At 75.7% G+C, this 21,730-nt stretch carries 18 protein-coding genes; 9 read left to right on the top strand and 9 right to left on the bottom strand.

All coding sequences use genetic code 11. The features are described from left to right. Positions 1–90 precede the first annotated feature (90 nt). The 3 genes from ligD to tkt all read right to left on the bottom strand — a co-directional run bounded on the left by ligD (position 91) and on the right by tkt (position 4,077). A complete protein-coding gene (gene ligD, locus G6556_RS06800; RefSeq protein WP_166939742.1) occupies positions 91–1,200 on the bottom strand; it encodes a non-homologous end-joining DNA ligase in 1,110 nt (369 codons plus the stop codon). Between the two features lie 59 nt (positions 1,201–1,259). After that, positions 1,260–1,694: a class Ib ribonucleoside-diphosphate reductase assembly flavoprotein NrdI gene (nrdI, locus tag G6556_RS06805; RefSeq protein ID WP_166939760.1), complete on the bottom strand. Its 435-nt coding sequence runs from the start codon at positions 1,692–1,694 to the stop codon at positions 1,260–1,262. A gap of 217 nt (positions 1,695–1,911) precedes the next feature. Further along, on the bottom strand, positions 1,912–4,077 hold the full coding sequence (tkt, locus tag G6556_RS06810) for a transketolase (protein WP_166939744.1): 2,166 nt from the start codon (positions 4,075–4,077) through the stop codon (positions 1,912–1,914). Positions 4,078–4,286: 209 nt separating this feature from the next. On the opposite strand from tkt, the gene G6556_RS06815 reads away from it, so the two are divergent. Then, positions 4,287–6,962: a phosphoenolpyruvate carboxylase gene (locus G6556_RS06815; protein WP_346774763.1), complete on the top strand. Its 2,676-nt coding sequence runs from the start codon at positions 4,287–4,289 to the stop codon at positions 6,960–6,962. A gap of 71 nt (positions 6,963–7,033) precedes the next feature. Here G6556_RS06815 and G6556_RS06820 read toward each other — a convergent pair whose 3' ends face one another. From G6556_RS06820 to G6556_RS19885, 5 genes are all read right to left on the bottom strand, one after another. Beyond that, the gene (locus G6556_RS06820) at positions 7,034–8,242 is read right to left on the bottom strand and encodes a cobalamin-independent methionine synthase II family protein (RefSeq protein ID WP_166939746.1); all 1,209 of its coding nucleotides are present in this window, start codon (positions 8,240–8,242) and stop codon (positions 7,034–7,036) included. Positions 8,243–8,360: 118 nt separating this feature from the next. Further along, entirely contained in the window at positions 8,361–10,049 is a 1,689-nt protein-coding gene (locus G6556_RS06825; protein WP_166939748.1) for a long-chain-fatty-acid--CoA ligase, read from the bottom strand. 49 nt (positions 10,050–10,098) lie between these two features. After that, a complete protein-coding gene (locus tag G6556_RS06830; RefSeq protein ID WP_205693138.1) occupies positions 10,099–10,785 on the bottom strand; it encodes an alpha/beta fold hydrolase in 687 nt (228 codons plus the stop codon). 172 nt (positions 10,786–10,957) lie between these two features. After that, positions 10,958–13,951 carry an AAA family ATPase gene (locus tag G6556_RS06835; protein WP_346774764.1) on the bottom strand — a complete coding sequence of 998 codons (2,994 nt, stop codon included), beginning with the start codon at positions 13,949–13,951 and terminating at the stop codon, positions 10,958–10,960. Between the two features lie 27 nt (positions 13,952–13,978). Continuing rightward, the gene (locus G6556_RS19885; RefSeq protein WP_277344694.1) at positions 13,979–14,104 is read right to left on the bottom strand and encodes a hypothetical protein; all 126 of its coding nucleotides are present in this window, start codon (positions 14,102–14,104) and stop codon (positions 13,979–13,981) included. A gap of 240 nt (positions 14,105–14,344) precedes the next feature. Here G6556_RS19885 and G6556_RS06840 point away from each other — a divergent pair, with 240 nt between their 5' ends. Together G6556_RS06840 and G6556_RS06845 are read left to right on the top strand one after the other, a co-directional pair. Beyond that, positions 14,345–15,052 (top strand): HAD-IA family hydrolase, encoded by a 708-nt coding sequence (locus G6556_RS06840; RefSeq protein ID WP_166939750.1) that lies wholly within the window; start codon positions 14,345–14,347, stop codon positions 15,050–15,052. Between the two features lie 148 nt (positions 15,053–15,200). Further along, positions 15,201–15,596 carry a PspC domain-containing protein gene (locus G6556_RS06845; protein ID WP_166939752.1) on the top strand — a complete coding sequence of 132 codons (396 nt, stop codon included), beginning with the start codon at positions 15,201–15,203 and terminating at the stop codon, positions 15,594–15,596. A 3-nt stretch (positions 15,597–15,599) separates the two neighbouring features. Here the strand turns inward: G6556_RS06845 and G6556_RS06850 are convergent, their stop codons facing one another. Further along, positions 15,600–16,355 carry an amino acid deaminase gene (locus G6556_RS06850; protein WP_166939754.1) on the bottom strand — a complete coding sequence of 252 codons (756 nt, stop codon included), beginning with the start codon at positions 16,353–16,355 and terminating at the stop codon, positions 15,600–15,602. 198 nt (positions 16,356–16,553) lie between these two features. Here G6556_RS06850 and G6556_RS06855 point away from each other — a divergent pair, with 198 nt between their 5' ends. The 6 genes from G6556_RS06855 (at position 16,554) to G6556_RS06880 (ending at position 21,689) form a co-directional block, all read left to right on the top strand. Further along, on the top strand, positions 16,554–17,342 hold the full coding sequence (locus tag G6556_RS06855) for a hydrolase (RefSeq protein ID WP_205693139.1): 789 nt from the start codon (positions 16,554–16,556) through the stop codon (positions 17,340–17,342). After that, positions 17,339–18,319, top strand: a complete 981-nt coding sequence (gene phnD, locus G6556_RS06860) for a phosphate/phosphite/phosphonate ABC transporter substrate-binding protein (protein ID WP_166939756.1) — start codon at positions 17,339–17,341, stop codon at positions 18,317–18,319. Before G6556_RS06855 ends, phnD begins: the two co-directional genes overlap by 4 nt. A gap of 74 nt (positions 18,320–18,393) precedes the next feature. Then, positions 18,394–19,149: a phosphonate ABC transporter ATP-binding protein gene (gene phnC, locus G6556_RS06865; RefSeq protein WP_166939768.1), complete on the top strand. Its 756-nt coding sequence runs from the start codon at positions 18,394–18,396 to the stop codon at positions 19,147–19,149. Further along, positions 19,146–19,988 carry a phosphonate ABC transporter, permease protein PhnE gene (gene phnE / locus G6556_RS06870; protein WP_166939758.1) on the top strand — a complete coding sequence of 281 codons (843 nt, stop codon included), beginning with the start codon at positions 19,146–19,148 and terminating at the stop codon, positions 19,986–19,988. The genes phnC and phnE (G6556_RS06870) overlap by 4 nt, the downstream gene beginning before the upstream one ends. Positions 19,989–20,047: 59 nt before the next feature. After that, entirely contained in the window at positions 20,048–20,848 is an 801-nt protein-coding gene (phnE, locus tag G6556_RS06875) for a phosphonate ABC transporter, permease protein PhnE (protein ID WP_346774766.1), read from the top strand. Further along, a complete protein-coding gene (locus tag G6556_RS06880) occupies positions 20,826–21,689 on the top strand; it encodes a MurR/RpiR family transcriptional regulator (protein ID WP_346774765.1) in 864 nt (287 codons plus the stop codon). Before phnE (G6556_RS06875) ends, G6556_RS06880 begins: the two co-directional genes overlap by 23 nt. Positions 21,690–21,730: the final 41 nt, after the last annotated feature.

Below are 21,730 nucleotides of genomic sequence, written 5' to 3' on the forward strand. Positions count from 1 at the left end.
CGGGGACGGGCACGGCGGGCTCCTCGGGTGTCGTCGGTCCGGGAGCGGGGTCAACGCCCGGGCCGGCCGCCGGGTTCCCGGCCCGTGCCCTCAGTCCTCCGCCGGCTCCTTCGGGCGGTCGCGGTCCTTGCTCGGCTGCACCCGCTTGGGCTCGCCCGGCATCTTCGGGTACTCCGGCGGGTACGGCAGGTCGCCCAGGTCGTGGTCCCGCTCGTCCTTCGCGGCCAGCTCCAGCAGCCCGTCCAGCACCCCGGGGGCGACCGCGTCGGTGCCCTCGGCGGGCGCGGTGCGCGCGACCAGCGGCGCGAACAGGTCGCCGACCTCCGCGAACCGCGCGGGCATCGTCGTGACGTCGAAGTCGTCCGGGTGCACGTCGGCGACCTCCTCCCAGCGCAGCGGCGCGGAGACGGTGGCGCGGCGGTTCGGGCGGACGGAGTACGCGGACGCGATCGTGCGGTCGCGGGCCATCTGGTTGTAGTCGACGAAGATCGCCTCGCCGCGCTCCTCCTTCCACCACTTCGTCGTGACCTGCCCGGGCAGCCGGCGCTCGAGCTCGCGGCCCAGCGCGATCGTCGCCCGGCGGCACTGCGTGAACGACCAGCGCGGCTCGATGGGCACGAAGATGTGGATGCCGCGGCCGCCGGAGGTCTTCGGGAACCCGGTCAGCCCGTGCTCGGCGAGGATCTCCCGCACGTGCGGGGCGACCCGGGCGGCGTCGTCGAAGGTCGTGCCGGGCTGCGGGTCGAGGTCGATCCGGAGCTGGTCCGGCGCCTCGACGTCGGCGCGGGTCACCGGCCACGGGTGGAAGGTCAGCGTGCCGAGGTTCGCGGCCCAGGCGACGACGGCGAGCTCGGTCGGCGTCACCTCGTCGGCGGTACGGCCGGACGGGAACGTGATCGTCGTCGACTCGACGTAGTCCGGCGCGCCCTGCGGGACCCGCTTCTGGAAGAACGCGTCGCCCTTGTTGTCCATGCGGGTCGACAGCTTCGCGCCCTCGAACCAGCCGCGCGGCCAGCGCTCCAGCGTCGTCGGGCGGTCGCGCAGCGCGCCGAGGATGCCGTCGCCGACGCTCACGAAGTACCGGACGACGTCGATCTTGGTCAGGCCGCGGTCGGGGAAGTAGACCTTGTCGGGGTTGGAGACCCGCACGGTGCGGCCGCGCACCTCGATCTCCTCGGCGGGCACCTTCGACGGGCTCATGGGGGTCACGCTAGGGCCGACCGCCGACGCGCGCACCCCTCCCGCGGCGACCCGGGGCCTCAGGCGGCGGGGGTCGCGCCGCCCGCGGCCAGCGCGGCGTCCAGGTCCGCGAGGATCCGCCGGCACTCCTCGACGTCCCAGGGCGTGCCCGCGATCTCGAACTCGAACAGCACCGGGCGGCCGGACCGGGCCGCGACGTCCCGCGCGGCGTGCTGGTAGTACCGGCCGAAGTTCCGGTTCCCGCTGCCGATCACGCCGACCAGGCGGCGGCGGTTCACCGGGGAGCGCAGGAACCGGCGCACCGCCTCGGGGATGGTGTCGTTGGCCTCGTTGCCCGTCTTGTACGACGGCGTGAGCAGCACCCAGGGCCCGTCGGCCTCCGACTGCCGGACCTCGCGGACCGACAGGTCGAGCACGGGGCGGTCCAGCCGCTCCGCGAACGACCGCACGAGCCCGGAGGCGGACGAGTAGAAGTACACCGGGGTCTGCCGCACGCTCACACCTCCGACCCTCCCCGCCGCGCCCCCGCGGCGCCGGGGACCTACGTCCCGCGCCCGCTCCGAGCCCTCTCTGCGCCGAGCGGGCAGCAGGTGTCCCCTCACGGTCCCGCGAAGGGACATCGACTGCCCACTCGGCGGGGTCGGCGCCGGGACGCAGGACGGCCGGGCACCCCCGTGGGGTGCCCGGCCGTCCCGGCGGGTCAGCGCGGGGTCAGAGCTGGTCGCCCGTGCCGCTCTCGCTCGGGGCGCTCGCGTCCGAGGCCGGGGCGGAGCCGCCGCGGGCCGCCGCGATCGACTCGTGCGCCGCCGCGACCACCGCGTCCGCCGTGATGCCGAACTCCTCGTACAGCGTCTCGTACGCCGCCGAGGCGCCGTAGTGCTCGAGCGACACGGCGCGGCCGGCGTCGCCGAGGATCTTCCACCAGGACAGCGCGATGCCGGCCTCGACGGAGACGCGGGCCTTCACCGAGGACGGGAGCACCGACTCGCGGTAGGCCTCGTCCTGCTCGGCGAACCACTCCAGCGACGGCGCCGAGACCACGCGGGTCGGGACGCCGGCGGCCTCGAGGGTCTCGCGGGCCGCGACGGCCAGCTGCACCTCGGAGCCGGTGCCGATGAGGATGACCTCCGGCGTGCCGGAGGACGCCTCGAGCAGCGTGTACGCGCCGCGGGCCACGCCCTCGGCGGACGCGAAGCCCTCCTCGCCGCGGGGGAACGTCGGGACGTTCTGCCGGGTGAGGATGAGCGCGGCGGGGCCGTCGGTGCGCTCGAGGATCGCCTTCCACGCGTGCGCCGTCTCGTTGGCGTCGGCGGGGCGGACGACCGCGAGGCCCGGGATGGCCCGGACGGCGGTGAGGTGCTCGACCGGCTGGTGGGTCGGGCCGTCCTCGCCGAGGCCGATCGAGTCGTGCGTCCACACGTAGATGGCCGGCACGCCCATCAGCGAGGCCAGGCGGACCGCGCCGCGCATGTAGTCGGAGAACGTGAAGAACGTGCCGCCGTACGGCCGGGTGAGGCCGTGCAGGGCGATGCCGGACAGGATCGCGCCCATGCCGTGCTCGCGGATGCCGAAGTGCAGCGTGCGGCCGTACTGGTCGCCCGCGAACTCGTGCGTGGAGCGCTCGGCGGGGATGAAGGACGGCTCGCCCTTCATGGTGGTGTTGTTCGAGCCGGCGAGGTCGGCGGAGCCGCCCCAGAGCTCGGGCAGCACCGGCGCGAGGGCGGACAGCACCTCGCCGGAGGCGGCGCGGGTGGCGACGGCCTTGCCGGCGGGGAAGGTCGGCAGCGCGTCGGCCCAGCCGGCGGGCAGCTTGCCCGCGCGCAGGCGCTCGAGCAGCTCGGCGCGCTCCGGGTTGGCCTCGCGCCAGGCGTCGAAGCCCTTCGTCCACTCGGCCTTGGCGGCGGCGCCGCGCTCGAGGGCCTTGCGGGTGTGCGCGATGACCTCGGGGTCGACGTCGAAGGACTTCTCCGGGTCGAAGCCGAGGACCTCCTTGAGGCCGCGGACCTCGTCGGTGCCGAGCTTCGAGCCGTGCGAGCCGTGGGTGTTCTGCTTGGTCGGCGACGGCCAGGCGATGATCGTGCGCAGGCCGATGAACGACGGGCGGTCGGTGACGGCCTTGGCGGCCTCGATCGCGGCGTGCAGCGCGTCCACGTTCTCCGTGTACTCGCCGCCCTCCGTCCAGTCCACGAACTGCACGTGCCAGCCGTAGGCCTCGTAGCGCTTGACGACGTCCTCGGTGAACGCGATCTCGGTGTCGCCCTCGATCGAGATGTGGTTGTCGTCCCAGATCGCGATGAGGTTGCCGAGCTTCTGGGTGCCGGCGATGGACGACGCCTCGGAGGACACGCCCTCCTGCAGGTCGCCGTCGGAGCAGATCGTGTAGACGAAGTGGTCGAACGGGCTGGTGCCCGGGGCCGCCTCGGGGTCGAGCAGGCCGCGCTCGCGGCGCGCCGCCATCGCGAAGCCGACCGCGGAGGAGATGCCCTGGCCCAGCGGGCCGGTGGTGATCTCGACGCCCTTGGTGTGCTTGTACTCGGGGTGGCCCGGGGTCTTCGAGCCCCAGGTGCGCAGCGCCTCGATGTCCTCGAGCTCCAGGCCGAAGCCGGCCAGGTAGAGCTGGATGTACTGCGTCAGCGACGAGTGGCCCGCCGACAGGATGAACCGGTCCCGGCCCAGCCACTGCGGGTCGGCCGGGTCGTGCCGCAGCACGTTCTGGTAGAGCAGGTACGCCGCCGGGGCCAGGCTGATCGCCGTGCCGGGGTGGCCGTTGCCGACCTTCTCCACCGCGTCGGCGGCCAGGACACGCACCGTGTCGACGGCCTTGACGTCGAGCTCGGTCCAGCCGACCTGCTGGGCCACAGGAGCCTTCGCGTTCACCGCACCTCATTTCCGCCCGGACCTCGGCGGCCCGGATCATCGGGGGTTGCTGCCCGCCCGGTCGCTGGGCGGCCGCGGGCACTGCCACCGAGCCTAGACTCCTGCGCCCGGCGTGCAGGACATGGGGCCCAGGCGTCCGGTCGGCGGACCGGGTAACCGACAGGCGGACACGCGTCTCGTGCGTCGGACGGTTGACCTACGCTTGACCGGTGACCGACCCCCAGCCCTCGCTCGAGGCCCGCCGTGGCCTCGCGCGCCACGAGGTCCCCGACCCGTTGCGCAACGACGTCCGGATGCTCGGCGAGTTCCTCGGCCGCGTCATCCGCGAGTCCGGCGGCGACGACCTGTTCGACGACGTGGAGCGCGTCCGCGCGCTGACCATCCGCGCGCACGACGAGCAGGACCTGACCGCGCTCACGGAGGCGGAGGAGCTCGTCGACTCCTTCTCCATCGAGCGCGCGCAGCAGGTCGCCCGTGCCTTCACGTGCTACTTCCACCTGGCGAACCTCGCCGAGGAGCACCACCGCGTCCGGGTGCTGCGCGCCCGCGAGGCGGAGCTCCCGGCGGGCGAGCTGATGCAGGACGACTCGCTGCCCGCGGCGGTCGAGGCGCTGGCCGGCGAGGTCGGCCGCGACGAGGCCGTGCGCCGGCTGCAGGAGCTCGAGTTCCGCCCGGTGCTCACCGCGCACCCGACGGAGGCCCGCCGCCGCTCGGTGTCCCGGGCGATCAGGCGCATCTCCGACCTGCTGGCGGAGCGCGACGCGCTGGCCGCCGGCGGCACCTCCCGCGCGGAGAACGACCGCCGCATCCTCGAGGAGATCGACACGCTGTGGCGCACGTCGCCGCTGCGGGCGCAGAAGCCCACGGTGCTGGACGAGGTCCGCACCGTGATGAACATCTTCGACACCACGCTGTTCGACACGTTCCCGACCGTGTACCGCCGCCTGGACGACTGGCTGTCCGGCGAGGGCGCGGGGCGCCGGGAGCCGGCGGTCCGCCCGTTCGTGCGGCTCGGCTCGTGGATCGGCGGCGACCGCGACGGCAACCCGAACGTCACCGCCGAGGTGACCCGGGCCGCCGCGGCGCTGGCCAGCGAGCACGTGCTGACCGCGCTGGAGGACTCGGCGCGGAAGATCTCCGCGAAGCTCACCCTCGACGACACCGGCACCCCGGCCAGCGCGGAGCTCACCGCGCTGTGGCACCGGCAGCGGGACCTCTCCGAGGACGCCGCGACCAAGGCCGCCGCCGAGGTGCGGCACCAGCCGCACCGCCGCGCGCTGCGGATGGTCGCGGAGCGGATCGCCGCCACCCGGCGCCGGGACGCGGACCTGTCGTACGCGGGCCCGGAGGAGCTGCTGGCCGACCTCGACGTCGTGCAGCGCTCCCTGGAGGCCGCGGGCGCGACCCGCGTCGCGTTCGGCGACCTGCAGAAGCTCATCTGGCAGGTGCAGACCTTCGGGTTCCACCTGGCCGAGCTCGAGGTGCGCCAGCACTCCCAGGTGCACGCCGCCGCGCTCGCGGACGTCGAGGCCAAGGGCCTGGACGGCGACCTGGAGCCGCGCACGGTCGAGGTGCTCGACACCTACCGCGCCATCGGCGCCGTGCAGCGCCGGTACGGCGTCGCGGCGGCCCGCCGGTACATCGTGTCGTTCACGCAGGCGCCGGAGCACCTGGCCGCGGTCTACCAGCTCGCCGAGCTGGTGTTCCCGGACCCGGCGACCCGCCCGGTGATCGACGCGATCCCGCTGTTCGAGACGTTCGCGGACCTCGAGGCCAGCGTCGACATCCTCGAGTCGATGCTCACGCTGCCCGCCGTGCAGCAGCGCCTCGCGGAGAACGGCCGGCGGGTCGAGGTCATGCTCGGCTACTCGGACTCGTCCAAGGACGTCGGCCCGGTGGCCGCGACGCTGGCGCTCGACGTCGCGCAGAGCCGGATCGCCGAGTGGGCCGCGAAGCACGACCTCAGCCTCACGCTGTTCCACGGCCGCGGCGGCGCCCTCGGCCGTGGTGGCGGCCCGGCCAACCGCGCCGTGCTGGCCCAGCCCCCGGGCTCGGTCGACGGCCGGTTCAAGCTCACCGAGCAGGGCGAGGTCATCTTCGCCCGGTACGGGAACCCGACGATCGGCGCGCGGCACATCGAGCAGGTCGCCGCGGCGACGCTGCTGGCCGGCGCCCCGTCGACGGAGCAGCGCAACGCCGCCGCCACCGCCCGGTTCGCCGACCTGGCGTCCGCGCTCGACGCGTCGTCCCGGACCCGGTTCTACGAGCTGGTCCGCGCCCCGGGCTTCCCGCAGTGGTTCGCCCAGGTGACCCCGCTGGAGGAGATCGGCCTGCTGCCGATCGGCTCCCGCCCGGCGCGCCGCGGCCTGTCCGTCGAGTCGCTGGACGACCTCCGGGCGATCCCGTGGGTGTTCTCCTGGTCGCAGGCCCGGACCAACCTCGCCGGCTGGTTCGGCCTCGGCACCGCGCTGGAGTCGGTCGGCGACCTCGCCGAGCTCCAGGCCGCGTACGCCGAGTGGCCGCTGTTCAGCACGATGATCGACAACGTCGAGATGTCGCTGGCCAAGACCGACGACCGGCTCGCGGAGCGCTACCTCGCGCTGGGCGACCGGGACGACCTGGCCCGGCTCGTGCTCGAGGAGATGGCGCTGACCCGGCACTGGGTGCTCGCGATCACCGGCTCGGACCGCATCCTGTCCCGCCGCCGGATCCTCGGTCGGGCCGTCCAGCTGCGCAGCCCCTACGTGGACGCGCTGTCGCTGCTGCAGATCCGGGCGCTGCGCGCGCTGCGGACCGGCGAGTCCGAGGACCTGGTGGAGGAGAACAAGCGGCTGCTGCTGCTGAGCGTCAACGGCGTGGCCGCGGGTCTGCAGAACACCGGCTGACCGGGCCCGCCCCGGACGCGCGACGGCCCGGCACCCCTCGGGGTGCCGGGCCGTCGCGCGTGGCGCGGGCGTCAGGCCCAGAGGCGCTTCGTGGCGATCTGCGCGCCCTCGACCAGCGTCTCCAGCTTGGCCCACGCGATCTGCTGGTGGATCCGCCCGCCCAGGCCGCAGTCCGTGGCCGCGACGACGTTCTCCCGGCCGACGAGGCGCGCGAACCGCTCGATCCGGTCGGCGACCAGCTCCGGGTGCTCGACGACGTTGGTCGCGTGCGACACCACGCCGGGCAGGATCAGCTTGCCCTCGGGCAGCTGCACGTCCTCCCAGACCCGCCACTCGTGCTCGTGCCGGACGTTGGCGGCCTCGAACGAGTAGGCGCCCGCGTTGACCTTGAGCATCGACCGGACGATGTCCTTCATGGGCAGGTCGGTCGTGTGCGGGCCGTGCCAGGAGCCCCAGCACAGGTGGTACCGGATCTGGTCCTCGGGCAGCCCGCGCAGCGCGTGGTTCAGCGCCTCGACCCGGATCTCGGTGAACCGCACGTAGTCCTCGACCGTGGGCTCCGGGGTGATCTGGTCCCAGTTCTCCGCCATCGACGGGTCGTCGATCTGCAGCACCAGGCCGGCGTCGACGATCGCGACGTACTCCTCGCGGAGCGCGTCGGCGAGCGCCCAGACGTACTCCTCGTCGGTCGCGTAGTACTCGTTGTCCATCCGGGCGGCCGACGCCGGCGCGATGGACGTGATGAAGCCCTCCTTCGCGCCGGTGGCGTCGAGCGCCGCCCGCAGGTTCGCGACGTCCTCGGCCACGGCCTCCTGCCCGGTGTACGTCACCGGCGCGACCGCGGTCGGGAACGGCTTGGGGTCGCCGCCGTGGAACACGCCGCTGGTCGGGTCGGCGTACGCCTCCTCGAACGCGGCGCGGTCGCGGCGGCGGCCGAACCCGGTCACCCGGACGTCGCCGGGGCCGGACTGCACGTCCTTGAAGATCCAGCTGGCGCCGTCGCGCAGCTCCAGACCGCCGAGCCGCTGGAACGAGTACGACCACCAGGCGCCGTAGTCGATGCTGCTGGTCATCGCCTTGCCGAACTCGCCGTCGCCCGGCACGTCGAGGCCGAGGTCGACCTGGCGCCGCACCAGGTCCGTGACGGCGTCCCGGAGCAGGGCCGCGTGGTCCCCGGCGTCCTGGCCGGCCTCGCGGGCGGCGTTGGCGGCGATCAGCTCCGGCGTGCGCGGGAGGCTGCCGGCCTGGCTGGTCAGGATGTGGTCGGTGCTGCGGATCATCGGGTCTCCCGGCTCTGGCGGACGTGCGGGCACATCGTCGCACCGCGGCCCGGCGGGGGTGGGCGGCGTCCAGGGGTCGGGCCCGGGTGGCCGGCGCGCGGGCCACCCGGCGCGCCGGTCAGAGCAGGGGGAGCACCTGCTCGCGGACCTGCTTGCGGAGCACCTTGCCCAGCATCGACCGCGGGGTGTCCTCGATGGCGACGACCCGCTGCGGCACCTTGTACGCCGCGAGGTGCTCCCGGCAGTACGCGCGCAGCGCCGCCTCGTCGAGGGCGGCGCCCGGCGCCAGCTCGACGGCCGCGACCACCATCTCCCCGCCGCGCTCCAGCGGCTTGCCGATCACCGCGACGTCGGCGACCGACGGGTGCCCGCGGAGCACGGCCTCGACCTCCGACGGGGACACGTTGAACCCGCCGGTGATGATGAGCTCCTTCGCGCGGTCGACGATGGTGGTGAACCCCTCGGGGTCCACCGTGACGACGTCGCCGGTGCGCAGCCACCCGCCCGGCAGCAGGGTCGCGGCCGTCTCGTCCGGGTTGTTCCAGTAGCCGGCGAACACCTGCGGGCCGTGCAGCAGCAGCTCCCCGGGCTCACCCTGCGGGACGTCTGTCGTCGGGTCCTCGGGGTCGACCACGCGCATCCGGGTGGACGGGAACGGGATGCCGATGGTGCCGGTCCGCCGCGTCGGGTGGAACGGGTTGCCGAGCGCCACCGGCGACGACTCCGTCATGCCGTAGCCCTCGACCAGCAGGCCGCCCGACATCGACTCCCAGAGCTCGACCGTGGCGTCCGGGAGGTTCATCGCCCCGGAGATGCAGAACCGGCAGGACGCGAGCGACACCCCGCGCTCCTTGGCGGCCATCGCGGTGCGCTCGTAGATCGGCGGCACGGCGCAGTACACCGTCGCGGGGGACTTCTTCATCGCGTCCAGCACGAGGGTCGTGTCGAACTTCGGGAACAGCACGATCAGCGCCTGCTTGCGGATCCCGTAGGTGAGGTACAGCGTCATGCCGAACGCGTGGAACATCGGCAGGATCGCGTAGAACACCTCCTTGCGGTACTCGGCGCCGTGCATCCACGCCTCGCCCTGCAGGGCGTTCGCGTACAGGTTGAGGTGCGTGAGCATCGCGCCCTTGGGCCGCCCGGTGGTGCCGGAGGTGTACTGGATGGCGGCGAGGTCCGTCACGGCGGGCCGCGGGTGCGCGGGGTCCAGGGGGCCGTGGGACAGCAGGTCCTCCCACGGGGTCGTGCCGGGGGCCGGCGCGGTGAGCGACCGGCGGGTCGCGCGCAGGCTCGGCACGGGCAGCGACAGCGCCAGGCGCTTCACGACGGGGAACGCCCGGAGCAGGTTCACCGACACGACGTGCTCGACGCCGACGTCCGCCGGGAACTGCTGCACCTGCTCGACGGCCTTGTCCCAGGCGATGACGACCCGGGCCTGGTGGTCCTCGAACTGGTGCCGGAGCTCGCGCGAGGTGTACAGCGGGTTGTGCTCGACGACCACGGCACCCAGGCGGAGCACCGCGTAGAACGCGACGACGTGCTGCGGGCAGTTGGGCAGCAGCAGCGCGACCCGGTCCCGCGGCTTCACGCCGAGCCGGCGCAGGCCCTCGGCGGCGCGCTCGACCTGGACGCCGAGCTCGGCGTACGAGGTGCGGCGCCCGAAGAACTCGAGAGCCGGTGCGTCGCCCGCCTCGGCGACGGAGCGCTCCAGCATCGCCACCAGGGACTCGGTGGGGAGCTCGATGTCGGCGGGCACGCCGGGCTGGTACTGCGCGACCCAGGGGCGGTCGTCGGTCGAGGTCATGCCGCCATTGTGGCGGGTGGCCGACGTCCGGGGGCGGCGGACGCCGGGGTCAGCCGAGGCGCGGGGCGGCGAACGGAACCCGCTGCGCCAGGTCGCGCAGCACGTGCAGCAGGATCCGGTTGAACGCGACCGGCGCGTGGCTGTTCACGTCGTGGCCGGCGTTCGGCACCACCCACTGCCGCGCCCCGGGGTGCGCCCCGAGGTATCGCCGCGCGCCGAACCGCAGCGGGTCGCGGGCGCCGTTGATCAGCCACACCGGCAGCGCCAGCCGGCGCAGGTCCTGCACGGGGGTGTAGCCGTGCAGCGCGCTGAGCATGTCGGTGACGACGTGCCAGGTGCCGCCGCCCAGGCCGAGCGCGTCCACGACCCTGCGGGACGCGCGGCGGTAGGCGCCGAGCGGCTTGCCCTTGAGGTCGGTGGAGCAGCCGGCCAGCACGACGCCGGCGAGCCGGTCCTCGTGCCGCGCCGCGTAGGCGAGCGACATGTACCCGCCGAGCGACAGGCCGACCAGGAGCGGCGGCTCGGCGCAGGCGCGGACGGCGGCGTCGATCGCGGCGAGCCCGCCCTCGAACGTCAGACGCTCGTGCGCGCGCGTGCCGTGGCCCGGCAGGTCGATCGCGATCGTCGGGTGGCCGCCCTCGGTGAGGGCGCGGACCTGGTCGTCCCAGATCTTCGACGAGGTGCGGGTGCCGTGCACGAGCACGATGGGGTGCGGCTGGTTCTCAGGGGTGGACATGCGCCGTTCCGGGGGGAGGTGCGGCCGGCCGTCTGCGGCCGGTCGTCGGGCGCCGCGGCGATGGTCCCTGCCACGGATCTCCCTCCACGGTAAGCCCGGATCCTGGGACGCACCTGGGACGGCCGGGATTCACCCGGGTGACCCGCATCACCGCCGCGCGTGGGTCCGCTGGTCAGACGCCGAGCAGCCCCCTGCGGTGCGCGATCGCGACCGCCTCGGCCCGTCCGCCGGCGCCCAGCTTGTCCAGCACGCGGGACATGTGGACGGACACCGTCTTGCCGCTGATGTAGAGCCGCTCGCCGATCTGCCGGTTGCTCAGGCCCTCGGCGGCCAGGGCCAGCACCTCGGCCTCCCGGCCGGTCAGCACGTCGGTGCCGCCCGCGACGACGCCCGGCACGTCGAGCCGGCCCCGGCGCGCGAGGTCGGTGACCGCGGTGACCAGGGGAGCGGCGCCGATCGCGCGGGACTCGGCGAGCGCGGCGGCGGCGACCGTGCTCGCGGCCGCCCGGTCGCCGGCGCCGAGCAGCGCCTCGGCGTGCCGCCACCGGGTGCGGGCGAGCTCGTACCGGTAGCCGTAGTCGAACTCGGTGACGGCCGCGGCCCAGGCGTCCGGGTCGGCGACGCCGAGCAGCCGGGCGTGCTCGGCGTGCGCCCGGGCCAGCCAGGCGCGCCCCTCGGGCCCGAGCTGCCCGCCGCGCGGCCGGCCGCGGTCCGCGGTGACGACCGCGCGGTTGAGCAGCCGGGCGCCGAGGTCCAGCCGGGGCGCCGGGTCCCGGCCCGCGAGCCGGTCGGCGGCGGCCTGGTCGGCGAGCGCGGCGATGCCGAGCGCCGACAGCCAGATGCCGCCGAGGAAGTAGTCGGACCACACGCGGCTGATCTCGTCGATGAGCTCGTGCGCGAGGGCCACCGCCTCGTCCAGCCGGCCGGCCCAGGTGAGCGCGTCGACGGCGCAGCCGCCCGCGATGAGCGTGATCATCGTGTCGTCGTGCTGGCCGTGCAGCAGGGACAGCCCCCGCTCCGCGGCGTCCGCGTCCCCGCGCGCGACCGCCGCGTACATCTGCACGCCGTCGACGGCGGAGGCGGCGCGCGGCGGCCCGGGGTCGGCGGTCGGCGCGGGCGGGGTGAGGTCGCCGCGCGCGTACCGGACGATCTCCGCGAACAGCCGCAGCTCGACGCCGTACGCGCTCCAGGTCAGCCCGGACCGGGCGGCGAGCTCCAGCCCGGCCGCGGTCGTCGCGGCGGCCTCGTCCAGCCGGCCGGCGTAGTACCGGTTCGCCGCGAGGTTGTAGGTGCAGCGCAGCTCGGTGGTGGTGTCCCCGGCGTCCCGCGCGCGGTGCAGCGCGACGGTCAGCAGGTCGGCGGCCCGGTCCCGGTCGTCCACGACGAGCACCGCGAGCGAGATCAGCGCGTCGGCCTCCGCGTCCACGGCCCCGGCGGCGCGCGCCTCGTCCACCGCCGCGGCGGCGGACACCTCCGCCTGGTCGTCCAGGTCGTTGTTGAGCGCGGCGCGCGCGTGCGTGGCGAGCGCCCACGCGCGGGCGGCGTCGGGGGTGCCGTCCAGGTCGGCCAGCGCCTCCAGCGCGCGGTCGGTCTCGCGCAGCGCCTCGTCCACCCGCTCGGCGCCGAGCAGGTGCCGGGCGAGCGTGGTGCGCAGCGCCGCGACCCGGCGGGCCCCGGCGCCGTCCGACCCGTCCCCGCCCGGCGGCTCGACGGCCGCGACGGCCTCGCGCGCCATCGCCACCGCGCGGTCCCCGAGTCCGGCCCGCCCGCCGGCCGCCGCGGCGGCGAGCAGCACGTCGACCCGCTCCTCGCCGAGGTCCTCGGCGGCGGTCGGGACGCCGGGCCACAGCCGGAGCACGGTCTCGAGGTGCCGCAGCTCCTCCGCCGGCGCCAGCACCCGGCCCGCCTCCCGCGCGGCGTCCCGGGACGCGAGCAGCGCGAGCCGGTTGTCGTGGGAGAGCAGCGCGTGGTGGGCGCGCTCGGCCGGGGTGGCGAGCGACGGGTCCGCCGCCGAGGCCAGCAGGTAGTCCCGGTGCAGCGCGACCTGCTCGCCCGGCAGCAGGTCGGCGTACACGGCCTCGGCCAGCAGGGCGTGCCGGAACGCGATCCGGCGGTCCTCGCCGACCAGCACGTGGTGGGCGACGGCGTCCCGCAGGGCCGCGTCGAACGCCGCGTGCCGGCCCGGGTCGTCCGCCGTGCCCGCGACGACGGTGCGCAGCAGCGGCTCGGCGACCCGTCGGCCGGCCGCGGAGGCGGCGCGCACCAGGCGCTGCACCTCCGGGTCGAGGGTCTCCAGCCGCGCGCGGAGCACGTCGGCGAGCGTCCCCGGCAGGTCGGCCCCGGCGCCGCGCGCCTCGGTCAGCTCCTCGGCGAAGTAGGCGTTGCCCTCGGAGCGGCGCTGGATCCGGCGCAGCGCGGCCTCGGGCAGGGGCTGCCCCGCCAGGCCCGTGGTGAACGCGCGCAGCTCCTCCGGGGTGAACGGCGGCAGCTCGATCCGCTCGACCCGCGGGTGCCGGCCCAGCTCCGCGAGCACGGGCCGCAGCGGGTGCCGGCGGTGCAGGTCGTCGGCGCGGTAGGAGCCGACCAGCAGCACCGGCTCCGCCCGCAGCCGGGCGACCAGGAACCGCAGCAGGTCCCGGCTCGACGAGTCCGCCCAGTGCAGGTCCTCCAGCACCAGGACCAGCGGCCGCTCCGGCGTCCCCGCCGCGGCGAGCGCGGCGGCCACCCCGTCGAACAGCTGCAGCCGCTCCGCCTGCTCGTCCGCGCCGGTGCGCACCGGGTCCGCCGACCCCGCGACGCCCGAGGGCAGCAGCCGGCGCAGCGCCGGCCGCGCGGCCACCACGTCCGCCACCCCCGGGCAGTCGGCGTCGACCAGCTGGTGCAGCGCGTCGGCGAACGGCAGGTACGGCAGCCCGATCTCGCCCAGGTCGACGCAGTGGCTGATGACGACCGTGGCCCCGCGCTCGGTGGCGAGCCGCGCGGTGTGCGTGAGCAGCCGGGTCTTCCCGACGCCGGCGTCCGCGCCGAGCAGCACCAGCCCCGGCTCGCCCGCGGCGGCCCGCTGGACGGCCGCGAGCAGCGCGGCGACCTCCTCGTCGCGGGCGACGAAGGGCGCGCGTCCCACCGACCGGCTCATGAGGTCGATGGTCGCAGCCTCCACCGACACGCGTCCCCTCCTTCTGCCCTCGGCGGATCAGCGACGGCCGCGGTGGCCGCGGCGCCAGCGCCAGCCCAGGTCCGACCCGCGCACGGCCGCGCGGACGACCTCCTGGCGGTACGCCACCTCGGCGTCGAGCGCCGGGCCCCAGATCGTGTCCATGTCGGTCTCCCCGTGGTGCGTGCCCCCGCCGGTCCGGCGGTGGCGTGCCGGGCCCCTCCCGGCAGGAACCACACTCGCGCTGAGGCCCGGGGCGCCGGATCGGTCGACCGACCAGTCCGCGGCCCCGGTCCGGGCGGCCCCTGTCCTGAGGCGGCCCTGAGGCGCCGCGGATCCGGCTGAGGTGCCCCTGAGGTGGCGCTGAGGTGCCTGCGCGCGGCACTCGCGTGCGAGGCTCGGGGCATGACGACCGCCACCACGGACCCCCGCCCCGCACCCGCGCGTGACGTGCTCGACGAGGTGTTCGACGCCGTCCTGTTCGACATGGACGGCACGCTCGTCTCGTCCACCCGCTCGGTCGAGCGGTGCTGGCTGCGGCTGGCCGAGGAGTTCCGGATGCCGACCGACGACCTGGCGCCGTTCCGGTACCACGGGGTCCCCGGGCGGGACATCATCGACCTGCTCCTCGCCGACCGGGACGCCGACGAGCGCGCGGCCGCGCTGGCCCGGGTGGTCGACCTGGAGGTGTCCGACACCGAGGGCATCGAGGTCCTGCCGGGAGCGGTCGAGGCGCTCGCGGTCCTCGGCGACGCCGGGCTCGCGGCCGTGGTGACGTCCTGCGGGGCGCGCCTGGCCGCCGCCCGGATCGGTGCGGTCGGCCTGCCCGCCCCCGCGACCGTGGTCACGGCCGACGACGTCGAGCGCGGCAAGCCCGACCCCGAGCCGTACCGCGCCGGCGCCGCCCGGCTCGGCGTCGACGTGCGCCGCTGCCTCGTGGTCGAGGACGCGGCGTCCGGCGTCCGGTCCGGCCGCGCGGCCGGCGCCGCCGTGCTCGCGCTGCGCACCACCGAGCCCGAGGGCCCGGACGGCGACCCGGACCTCGTGGTCGACGACCTGTCCGCCGTGCGGTTCGAGGTCTCCGACGCGGGCGTGCGGGTGCGACGGGCCTGAGCCCGCCGGGGTGCCGCCCGCCCGGTCAGGGTGCGGTTCAGGGTCCGGCCAGGGTCAGCCCCGGATGTGCGCCGTGCGCGGGACCGGCACCGTAGGGGGTGTCGCGGAGCACCGCGGCGCACGCGCAGCACGACGGGAGAGAACGACGATGACCGGCATCTACGAGTCCCTGTGGCGGAGCGGCCTGGTTCGGCCGCTGGACGGCCGGGTCCTGGGCGGCGTCTGCGCCGGCCTCGCGCGGCGGTTCGGCATCGACGCCTGGCCGATGCGGTGGCTGTTCCTCATCGTGCTGGTCGTCCTGCCGGGGAGCCCGCTGCTGATCTACCCGCTGCTGTGGATCTTCATGCCGGGCGAGGACTGGGTCGCCCGGGTGCACGGTCCCTCGGCGTACGCGCAGGCGTTCCCCGGTGCCCGCCCGCAGGCGTACCCGGCGCCCGGTGCCCAGGCGTACCCGGCGCCCGGTGCCCAGGCGTACCCGGGCTCCGCCGAGCAGCCGCCGGCGGCGCCGACCACGCCGCAGGACCCGGCCGACGGCCCCCGCTGAGCCTCAGGGCAGCAGCACGTTGTACCGCGGGACCGGGGGGAGGGACCCGGTCTCGCGGAGCCACCGCGGGGACGCCTCGACGGGGAACGCGGTGACCGGGCGCACGCCGCCCGGCCCGACCCAGCCGTAGACCAGCGCCCCGCCCCCGACGCCCTGCGCACGGACCACCACCGTGCGCAGGGCGTCGGTCGTCCCCGGGGCGGGGTCGTCCCGGACCAGCAGCGCGTCCGGGACCGGGTCGGCGAGCACCGGCAGCACCGCGTCGGTCACCCGCTCCAGCAGCGTCCGCCCGTCCGGGCGGTGCCAGGGCAGCAGGTGCCGCGGGTCCAGCCCGAGCGCGACCGCCAGCGTCCCGCCGGTCCACCGGTCCCGCTTGCGCCCGAACGGCGTCGCGGCCGTCGACAGCAGGTAGCCGTACACGTGGGCCAGGCCGGCGTCGGCACCGGGGAACTCCACCGGCAGCCCGGCGCGGCGCTGCAGCCACGCCAGCACCGGCTCCGGCACCACCGGCGCGCCGGTGAGCTCGTCCACCACGGTCGACCGGCCCCACCGGCCGAGCGTGCCGCGCGCGCGGTCGGCGTCGACCTGCGCCGCCAGCCAGCCCACCGGGCCGTCGGGGCGCAGCGCGCGGTCGGGGTCGTCCGCCGCGGCGTGGGCGGCGGCGTCGAGGTCCCGCAGGGCGGCCGCGTCCAGCGCGCGCACGGCGACCGCGTCGAGCGGGGACGGGTCCGGCGCCGCGGGGGAGTCGTGGTCGGGCACGCCCGCACGCTACGGGTGGCGCGGACCGCCTCGGTGCCGGCAGGGGCGGGCCGTGCGGCGCCGCGCCGAGTGTTCGCCCGTCGTTCACCGGCGTTCACGCGGGCGTGGTCATCTCGTCCAGAACGCAGCCCTAGCGTGGACGATGCGTCCAGACGGGCGCGACCCCCGGGCGACCCGCCCCCGCACGTCAGGCGATCCGTGAGCCGTACCGACACCCTCCTCCTGCTCGACTTCGACGGCACCGTCGCCGTCGGCCACGGGCCGGTGCACGCCTACGCCCGCGCCGCCGCCTCCAGCCTCGCCCCGGACGCCCGCCGCGCGTTCCTCGCCGAGACGACCGCCGCCGTCGAGCGGCTCGGCGAGCCGGACCCGGCCGGACGCGCCGCCCGCGCGTCCGCGGACGGCCTGCTCCCGCTCGACGGCTACGACCTGGTCCGCGTCCTCGCGGAGCAGCACGGCGTCGGGCCGCTCGCGCTGTCGGCCGCCTACCTCGCCAGCCGGCACGCGCTCGGCACCGACGACGCCCCGGTGTCCGCCCCGCCCGGGCTCGCCGCGGTCCTCGCCGAGGTGCGCACCGAGGCCACGGTCGTGCTCGCCACCAACGCCCCGGCGATCCGGCTCCCGGAGACGCTCGCGACGCTCGGCCTCACCGGGCTGCTCGACGCCGTGCTCACCGAGGTCGGCAAGCCCGCCGGCATGGCGGCCGTGCTCGACCGGTTCGGGGTCGCCCCCGCCGGCCGGGTGCGCGCGCTCAGCGTCGGCGACGTCTGGGCCAACGACCTGGCGCCCGTCGCCGCCCGCGGTCACGCGACCGCCCTCGTCTCCCGGCGCCCGCCGCCGGAGGCCCGCCCCACGTGGACCGTCCCCGACCTGCCGGCGCTGTACCCCGCGCTCCGGGAGTGGGTCCGCGCGGACGGGCGCACCGCACCGTCCCAGCACCAGCCCCAGCCCGCCCGGGTCCCCGCCCGGGTCACGACCGAAGGATGACCATGTCGAAGCACGTCCTGCCCGGCGCCGCCCTGCTGGCCGTCGCCGCGCTCGCCCTGTCGGCCTGCTCCGGCGACGCCGAGGCCTCGCCGTCGGCCGGCGAGACCGCCGCCGACCCCACGTCGCTCACGCTCGCGCTGGTCCCGTCGCAGGACCAGGACGGCCTCGTCGACACCGCGAAGCCCCTCACCGACTACCTCACCGAGGAGCTCGGCATCGAGGTCACCGGCGTGGTGTCGAAGGACTACCAGGCGGCCGTCGAGGCCATGGGCGCCGACCAGGCGCAGATCGGCTTCCTGCCGTCGCTGCAGCTGTGGCAGGCCGCCGACATGTACGACGCCAGCGTCGTGCTGCAGACCGAGCGCAACGGCAACATCTCGTACCCGGCGCAGTTCATGACCAACAACCCCGACAAGTACTGCGAGGACGAGCCGGTCGAGCGCGACGGCATGCTGTTCTGCAACGGCGCCGACGCGCTGCAGGGCCCCGCGGGCCTGGACTCGATCACGAAGGTCGAGGGCGCGAAGGTGGCGCTCCTCGGCCCCGCGTCGCCGGCCGGCTACATCTACCCGGTCCTCGCGCTGCAGGAGGCCGGGCTCGACACCGACTCCGACATCGAGCAGCTGCCGGTGACCGCGAACGACGCCTCCGTGCTCGCCGTCTACAACGGCGACGCCGAGGTCGGCTTCTCGTTCTGGGACGCCCGCACGATCGTCGCGAGCGACACCCCGGACGTCGGCCAGAAGGTCGTCGTGTTCGCCCTCACCGAGGAGATCCCGAACGACGGCGTCGCGCTCGCGGCCTCGCTGTCGCCGGACCTGCAGGACCGGATCACCACGGCGCTCGAGGACTTCTCGAACACCGAGGAGGGCTCCCAGGTCCTGACGGACATCTACTCGATCTCCACGCTCGCCCCGGCCGACCCGGCGTCGCTCGACGTCGTCGCCCGCGCGGCCGAGAAGCTCGGCCTGCAGTGAGCGTCGGCCTCCGGGCCGCGCAGGGCACCGCGACCTCCTCGGAGGTCGCGGTGCCCGCGCCGTGGCCCGTCCGGATGCGGGACGTCGTCGTGCGGTACCCCAACGGCGTGACCGCGCTCGACGGCGTCTCGCTCGACCTGGAGCCGGGCGAGATGGTGGCCGTCGTCGGCCTGTCCGGCTCCGGCAAGTCGTCGATGATCCGCACGCTCAACGGCCTGGTGCCGGTCACCTCCGGCACCGTCGAGGTCGGCGGCCACGACGTCACCGCCGCCCGCGGCCGGGCGCTGCGCGCGCTGCGCGGCGAGGTCGGCATGATCTTCCAGAGCTTCAACCTGGCCGGCCGCGCCACCGTGCTGCAGAACGTCCTGGTCGGCCGGGTCGCGCACGCGCCGACCTGGCGGACGCTGCTCGGCGCGCACACCGCGCAGGACCGGGCCGTCGCGTACGAGGCGCTGGACCGGGTCGGGATGCTCGACCGCGCCTGGCACCGCGCCTCGCACCTGTCCGGCGGGCAGCAGCAGCGCGTCGCGATCGCCCGGGCGCTGGCCCAGCAGCCGCGCGCCGTGCTCGCCGACGAGCCGGTCGCCAGCCTCGACCCCCCCACCGCGCACGGCGTCATGTCGGACCTGCGCCGGGTGAACCGCGAGCTCGGCATCACCGTGGTCGTGAACCTGCACCTGCTCGACCTCGCGCGGGAGTACGGGACGCGGCTCATCGGGCTGCGCGCCGGGCAGGTCGTCTACGACGGCCCCGCCGCCGACGCCAGCGACCGGGTGTTCGAGGACATCTACGGCCGGTCGATCCGCCCCGACGACGTGCTCGGCTCATGAGCGCCGCCGACGTCGCGACGCCCGTCCGCGCCGGGCGTGCCGGGCGACCCGCGCCGGTGCCCCCGCGGCGCCCCGCCGGCCGGTGGCGGGCCGTCGCCGGCTGGGCCGCCGTGCTCGCCCTCACCGCGCTCACACTGGCGCCCGGGATCGGCGTCGAGGTCGACCTCGGCGCGCTCGCCCGGAACTGGCAGAACGGCGCCGACAAGATCGTCGCGCTGCTCCAGCCGGACTGGTCGTTCTTCCCGCGCACCGTCGAGCCGCTGCTGGAGACGCTGCAGATGGCCGTCGTCGCCACGGCCGTCGCCGGCGTCGTCTCGCTCCCCCTCAGCCTGTGGGCCGCGCGCACCACGAACCCGCACCGGCTCCTGCGCGGGGCCGTCCGCGGCGTGCTCAACGTCGTGCGGGCCGTGCCCGACCTGCTGTACGCGTCCGTGCTCGTCGCGATGGTCGGCGTCGGCGCGCTGCCCGGCATCCTCGCGCTCGTGCTGTTCGACGTCGGCATCGTCGTCAAGCTCGTCTCCGAGCAGCTCGAGGCCGCCGACACCGGCGCCCTCGAGGCCGCCCGCGCCGCGGGCGGCACCCAGCTCCAGGTGAACCGCTCGGTCGCCGTGCCGGACATGATGCCCGGCTTCTGGAACCAGCTGCTCTACGTCCTGGAGCTCAACGTCCGGGCGTCGTCCGTCCTCGGGCTCGTCGGCGCGGGCGGCATGGGCCTGCTCATCGACGCCGTGCGGTCGTTCTACCGGTACGACCAGCTCTCGCTCATCATCCTGGAGATCCTCGTCGTGGTGCTCGTCCTCGAGGCCGTCAGCAGCGCCGCCCGCCGGAGGCTGGTGTGACCGACCCCGCCTCCGCGCCCGCGCGCGGCGCCGCCCGTCGGACCCTGGCCGGCGCCGTCGTGCCGCCGCCCCGCCCGGCCCGGCCCGGTCTGCGCGCGCTGTCCGCGACCGTCGTCGTGGTCGTCGTCGCCGCGTTCTGGTCCGTCGACATCGCCTGGGACCGGCTCGCCGACCTGCCGTCGGAGGTCGTCCGCTACCTGTGGCTCATGTTCAGCGCCCCCGACTGGTCGGCGCTGCCCGAGGCCCTGTGGCAGACCTGGCGGTCCGTCGCGATGGCCTGGCTCGGCACCGTCCTCGGCATCCTGGTCGCCACGCCGCTCAGCCTGCTCGCCGCCCGCGGCCACGGGCCGGCACCCCTGCGCGGGGCGCTGCGCCTGCTGTTCGCCGTGATCCGCGCGGTGCCCGAGATCATCATCGCCATCGTCATCCTGTCCGTCACCGGCCTCACCCCGCTCACCGGGGCGCTGGCGCTCGCCGTCAACGGCGTCGGCACCCTCGGCAAGTGGGGCTACGAGGCGATCGAGGGCATCGGCCGCGGCCCCGTCGAGGCGGTCCGCGCCGCCGGCGGGTCCGGCCCCCACGTCCTGCGCTGGGGCGTCTGGCCCGAGGTGCTGCCCGCGTTCGGGTCGTTCTGGCTGTACCGGTTCGAGATCAACGTCCGGTCGTCGGCCGTGCTCGGCCTCATCGGCGTCGGCGGCATCGGTGACATGCTCACCTCCTACACGCAGTACCGGCAGTGGTCGACGGTCGGCGTCCTGCTCGTCGTGGTCGTCGTGGTCACGGTGGCGATCGACGCCGCGTCCGGGGCGCTGCGCCGCCGGATCATGGAGGGAGCCCGTGCCCGTGCCGTCCAGCCCTGACGTCGTCGCGCACCCCACGGTGCGGATCGCCACCGCGCTGCCCACCGTGCTCGCCAGCGAACGCCGGGTCCTGGAGGAGGTGCTGCACCAGCCCGAGCGGGTCGTGGAGAGCACCGCCCAGCAGGTCGCCGACCGGGTCGGCGTCGGGCGGTCGACCGTCGTGCGCGCCTGCCAGGCGATCGGCTACCCGGGCTACCCGCAGCTCCGGGTCGCGCTCGCCGCCGAGCTCGCCCACCGCGACCAGGAGGTCGACTACGGGTCGAGCGCCCTCGGCCGGCTGCGGGCGGACATCGCCGCGCTCGCGGCCGCGCTGCCGCAGGTCACCGCGGTCCTCGACGAGGACACCGTCGAGCGGGCCGTCGACGTCCTCACCGGGTCCCGGCGGCTGCTGGTGCTCGCCAACGGGCTGTCCGCGCCCCTCGCGACCGACATGGCGATGCGCCTCACCGCCGTCGGCCGGCCCGCCGACTTCGTCGCCGACTCCATCGGGCAGCAGATCGCCGCCCGCGGCCTCGCGCCCGGCGACGGCTGCGTCGTGCTCAGCGGGTCCGGCGCCAGCGAGGCGACCCTCAAGGTGGCCAGGGCCGCGCGGCAGGGCGGCGCGACCGTCGTCGCCGTGACGTCGTTCCGCGGGTCCCCGCTGGGGGAGCTCGCCGACGTCCAGCTCGTCGTCGCGCCCGCCGCCACCACGTTCCGGCACGAGCTCGAGCGCACCTCCCGGATCGCGCTGGCCGTGCTCGTGGAGTCGCTGGTCGGCGTCGTGGCCACCCGGTCGGGGGCGGTCGCGCAGACGACGCACGACCAGGTGCTCGACATCCTCAGCGACAACCTGGCGGACTGAGCCCGGCGGGCGCCGGGCTCAGTCCGCCAGGTTGTCGCTGA

This window comes from Cellulomonas sp. IC4_254 (assembly GCF_011603975.1).
Lineage (GTDB): Bacteria > Actinomycetota > Actinomycetes > Actinomycetales > Cellulomonadaceae > Cellulomonas.

What these genes read in the sequence shown, in the direction of transcription:
- G6556_RS06830 (WP_205693138.1), bottom strand. Translation starts at nt 10,785, where the DNA reads ATGTCCACCCCTGAGAACCAGCCGCACCCCATCGTGCTCGTGCACGGC.
- phnD (WP_166939756.1), top strand. Translation starts at nt 17,339, where the DNA reads ATGACCATGTCGAAGCACGTCCTGCCCGGCGCCGCCCTGCTGGCCGTC.
- G6556_RS19885 (WP_277344694.1), bottom strand. Translation starts at nt 14,104, where the DNA reads ATGGACACGATCTGGGGCCCGGCGCTCGACGCCGAGGTGGCGTACCGC.
- G6556_RS06845 (WP_166939752.1), top strand. Translation starts at nt 15,201, where the DNA reads ATGACCGGCATCTACGAGTCCCTGTGGCGGAGCGGCCTGGTTCGGCCG.
- phnE (WP_166939758.1), top strand. Translation starts at nt 19,146, where the DNA reads ATGAGCGCCGCCGACGTCGCGACGCCCGTCCGCGCCGGGCGTGCCGGG.
- G6556_RS06820 (WP_166939746.1), bottom strand. Translation starts at nt 8,242, where the DNA reads ATGATCCGCAGCACCGACCACATCCTGACCAGCCAGGCCGGCAGCCTC.
- ligD (WP_166939742.1), bottom strand. Translation starts at nt 1,200, where the DNA reads ATGAGCCCGTCGAAGGTGCCCGCCGAGGAGATCGAGGTGCGCGGCCGC.
- G6556_RS06840 (WP_166939750.1), top strand. Translation starts at nt 14,345, where the DNA reads ATGACGACCGCCACCACGGACCCCCGCCCCGCACCCGCGCGTGACGTG.
- phnC (WP_166939768.1), top strand. Translation starts at nt 18,394, where the DNA reads ATGCGGGACGTCGTCGTGCGGTACCCCAACGGCGTGACCGCGCTCGAC.
- G6556_RS06825 (WP_166939748.1), bottom strand. Translation starts at nt 10,049, where the DNA reads ATGACCTCGACCGACGACCGCCCCTGGGTCGCGCAGTACCAGCCCGGC.